The following is a 3,027-nucleotide window of genomic DNA, read 5'->3' as shown; positions in this document are numbered from 1 at the left end:
GGGGGGCCGTCTCCGGCGGCTGTTCCGGGGCGGGGGAGAGGGCCGGGACGGCGGGCTGGGCCGGGGCGTCCATGGCGATGGGACTGCGGTCCTGGTTGGGCATCACCCGGTTCCAGACCCGCTGAAAGACCTCCGGGTCAAAGGGCTGGAGGGAGAGCTTGGGGTCGAGCTGACTGGTTTCCATGACAGATTACCTCCCGATATGGATGTGGATTCCCCACATTCTATGCGCATTGGGGGCGGAGGGTCCGGGGTTGCTGGCGGGACGGTTTTATGGTACACTAAACGGCAAGCAAAAAGAGAGAGGAGCAGAGACAAGTATGGATGAGTCTACGCCGGTGAATCTGAAGCCCCTGGAGTGCCGCTCCAACCGGCCCCACCAGTTTTCCACCGCCAACGGGATTTTTGTGACAAAAATTGAGCCCGGCCGGGCGGAGGGGTTCCTGCAGGTGACCCGGGACAGCCTGAATCCCCACGGAAAGGTCCACGGGGGGGCGCTGGCCGCTCTGGCGGACACGGTGGGCGGGAACTGCGCCTGCGCCCGGGGGCGCAGCTGCGTCACCGCCAGTCAGTCCATGGAGTTTCTCCGCCCGGCGGAGGGCCCCTATATCACCTGCGTGGCCACCCCCAAGAAGGAGGGGCACACCCTGTCGGTGATCCAGGTGGAGCTGTCCAACGCGGAGGGGAAGCTGGTGGCCACGGGGACCTTCACCTTTTTTATGATGGACCAGTGGTGAGAGGAGAGATGAGAGATAGGAGATAGGAGTGATGAGATAGGAGATAGGAGTTGCGGTGTGCGCCGCGGGCGCACGATTTCAATTTCGTCCGGCGAAGCCGGACACCATAACTCCTATCTCCTATCTCATCACTCCTATCTCACTCAAATGTGTCGTGTTTTGGGGAAAGCGCTTGACATTTCTGGGATAGCGTGGTAGGATACAAAGACATTCAGCAAAAATACAGGATAGAGGCGCGGTGCGCATGCGTACCGGGGGACAAGGCCAGGCAGCCGTCCTCCGGGAGAGGGCGGACCGCCGAAGGGCGCCCTTGTCTGCCTGGACGGGGACCCTGGGCCGTTGGGAGAAAATCCCGCGGACTGTCACAGATTTGTGGAGCGCTATCCAGAGGCTTTCCCCGCCGGAGCATGCCGGGCTGGGGAGGGTGTTTGGCTTGCCATGGGCGCGTTCCGCGTTCATGGCTTTTTGTTTGCGCAAATTTGGGCCGTGCGGGCCCGGAAAGAGTCAAATGGAGGGAAACAAGAAATGAGAAGAACGAGAACCTGGCTGCCCCTGCTGGCGGTGCTGGTGCTGGTGGTCATGGCCATGACCACCGGGGTACTTGCCGCGGGGGAGGAGGCGGAGGAGTTTGTCAGCCCCTTTTACGCCACCCCCTGGGCCCTGCTGCCCCCGGTGGTGGCCATTGGACTGGCCCTGATTACAAAAGAGGTGTACTCCTCCCTGTTCATCGGAATCCTGGTGGGCGGACTGCTGTACTCCGGCTTCAACTTTGAGGGGACGGTCCTCCACGTGTTTGAGGACGGCATCGTCTCCGTGCTGTCCGACTCCTACAACGTGGGCATCCTGGTGTTCCTGGTCATTCTGGGGGCCATGGTGTGCCTGATGAACAAGGCGGGGGGCTCCGCCGCCTTCGGCCGCTGGGCGGCGAAGAACATCAAAAGCCGGGTGGGGGCCCAGATGGCCGCCATCGTGCTGGGTGTGCTGATCTTTATTGACGACTACTTCAACTGCCTCACCGTGGGCTCTGTGATGCGGCCCATTACCGACAAGCACCGGGTCTCCCGGGTGAAGCTGGCCTATGTGATCGACGCCACCGCCGCCCCGGTGTGCATCATCGCCCCCATCAGCTCCTGGGCGGCCGCCGTGTCCAGCTATGTGCCCGACGGCCAGGGACTGGCGGTGTTTATCCGGGCCATCCCCTATAACTTCTATGCCCTCTTCACCATCGCCATGATGATCGCAATGGTGCTGATGAAGGTGGAGTTCGGCCCCATGCTGAAGTTTGAGCGCAACGCAATCAAGACCGGGGATCTGTTCTCCGGCTCCAACCCCTACGCCGGCCTCATGGAGGACGACCCGGACGACACCAAGGGTGCGGTGGCCGACCTGGTGCTGCCCATCGTGGTGCTGATCGTGGCCTGCGTCACCGGCATGCTCTACTCCGGCTCCTTCTTTGACGCCGCCAGCGAGAACTACCTGAACATCCCCGGGGCCTTCTCCAGCTCGGACGCCTCCATCGGCCTGATGCTGGGCTCCTCCTTCGGGCTGCTGTTCGCCCTGATTTTCTACTGGGTGCGGAAGGCCATGACCTTCAAGCAGATGATGGAGTGCATCCCCGAGGGCTTCAAGGCCATGGTGCCCGCCATCATGATCCTCACCTTTGCCTGGTCCCTGAAGGCCATGACCGACTCCCTGGGGGCCACCCCCTTTGTGGAGTATTTTGTGAACACCTATGCCCGGAGCGTGCAGTTCTTCCTGCCAGCCATCGTGTTCGCCATCGGGTGCCTGCTGGCCTTTGCCACCGGCACCTCCTGGGGCACCTTCGGCATCCTGATCCCCATCACCATGGCCATCTTCCCCCTGGACAACCCCCTGGGCATCATCTGCATCTCCGCCAGCATGGCGGGCGCCGTGTGCGGGGACCACTGTTCCCCCATCTCCGACACCACCATCATGGCCTCGGCGGGTGCTCAGTGCGACCATGTGAACCATGTGTCCACCCAGCTCCCCTATGCCATCGTGTGTGCGGCCATCGCCTTTGTGTCCTATGTGGTGGCCGGCCTGCTGGTCCACTTCGGCGCGCCGGGCATTCTGGCTCTGCCATTCGGACTGGTATTGTTGCTTGGCTTCTTGGTAGTTATGAAGCGCATGGGCGACGACGTGACCAAGTAAAGATAAAAAATGTGGGATGGGCATCGCCCATCCCACATTTCAGTTTGTCGAAAAACCTCTGTTCAGACGAATCCGCCCGAGTGTTGGCGGGGGAGCTCGAGGGGGCGGCAGCCCGCCT

The 3,027-nt window shown here is 62.0% G+C and carries 3 protein-coding genes and 1 riboswitch; of the genes, 2 read left to right on the top strand and 1 reads right to left on the bottom strand.

The window, feature by feature from the left end; genetic code table 11:
* A partial coding sequence (locus tag B5F19_RS16585; protein ID WP_140394277.1) for a hypothetical protein occupies positions 1–184 on the bottom strand: 184 nt, incomplete at its 3' end.
* Positions 185–320: 136 nt separating this feature from the next.
* Here B5F19_RS16585 and B5F19_RS16580 point away from each other — a divergent pair.
* Both B5F19_RS16580 and B5F19_RS16570 read left to right on the top strand, forming a co-directional pair.
* Positions 321–737 (top strand): PaaI family thioesterase, encoded by a 417-nt coding sequence (locus B5F19_RS16580; RefSeq protein ID WP_087292837.1) that lies wholly within the window; start codon positions 321–323, stop codon positions 735–737.
* A gap of 220 nt (positions 738–957) precedes the next feature.
* Positions 958–1,128, top strand: a riboswitch (Lysine riboswitch).
* A 134-nt stretch (positions 1,129–1,262) separates the two neighbouring features.
* Entirely contained in the window at positions 1,263–2,909 is a 1,647-nt protein-coding gene (locus tag B5F19_RS16570; protein ID WP_087292831.1) for a Na+/H+ antiporter NhaC family protein, read from the top strand.
* Positions 2,910–3,027 lie beyond the last annotated feature (118 nt).

This window comes from Pseudoflavonifractor sp. An184 (genome assembly GCF_002160305.1).
In the GTDB taxonomy this organism is placed as follows: domain Bacteria; phylum Bacillota; class Clostridia; order Oscillospirales; family Oscillospiraceae; genus Lawsonibacter; species Lawsonibacter pullicola.
Note: the sequence above shows the minus strand (reverse complement) of the source record. Positions and strands in the feature narration are given on the sequence as shown.

Bases quoted from the DNA above. Each gene is read 5' to 3' on its own strand.
- B5F19_RS16580 (WP_087292837.1), top strand. From the start codon at position 321: ATGGATGAGTCTACGCCGGTGAATCTGAAGCCCCTGGAGTGCCGCTCC.
- B5F19_RS16570 (WP_087292831.1), top strand. From the start codon at position 1,263: ATGAGAAGAACGAGAACCTGGCTGCCCCTGCTGGCGGTGCTGGTGCTG.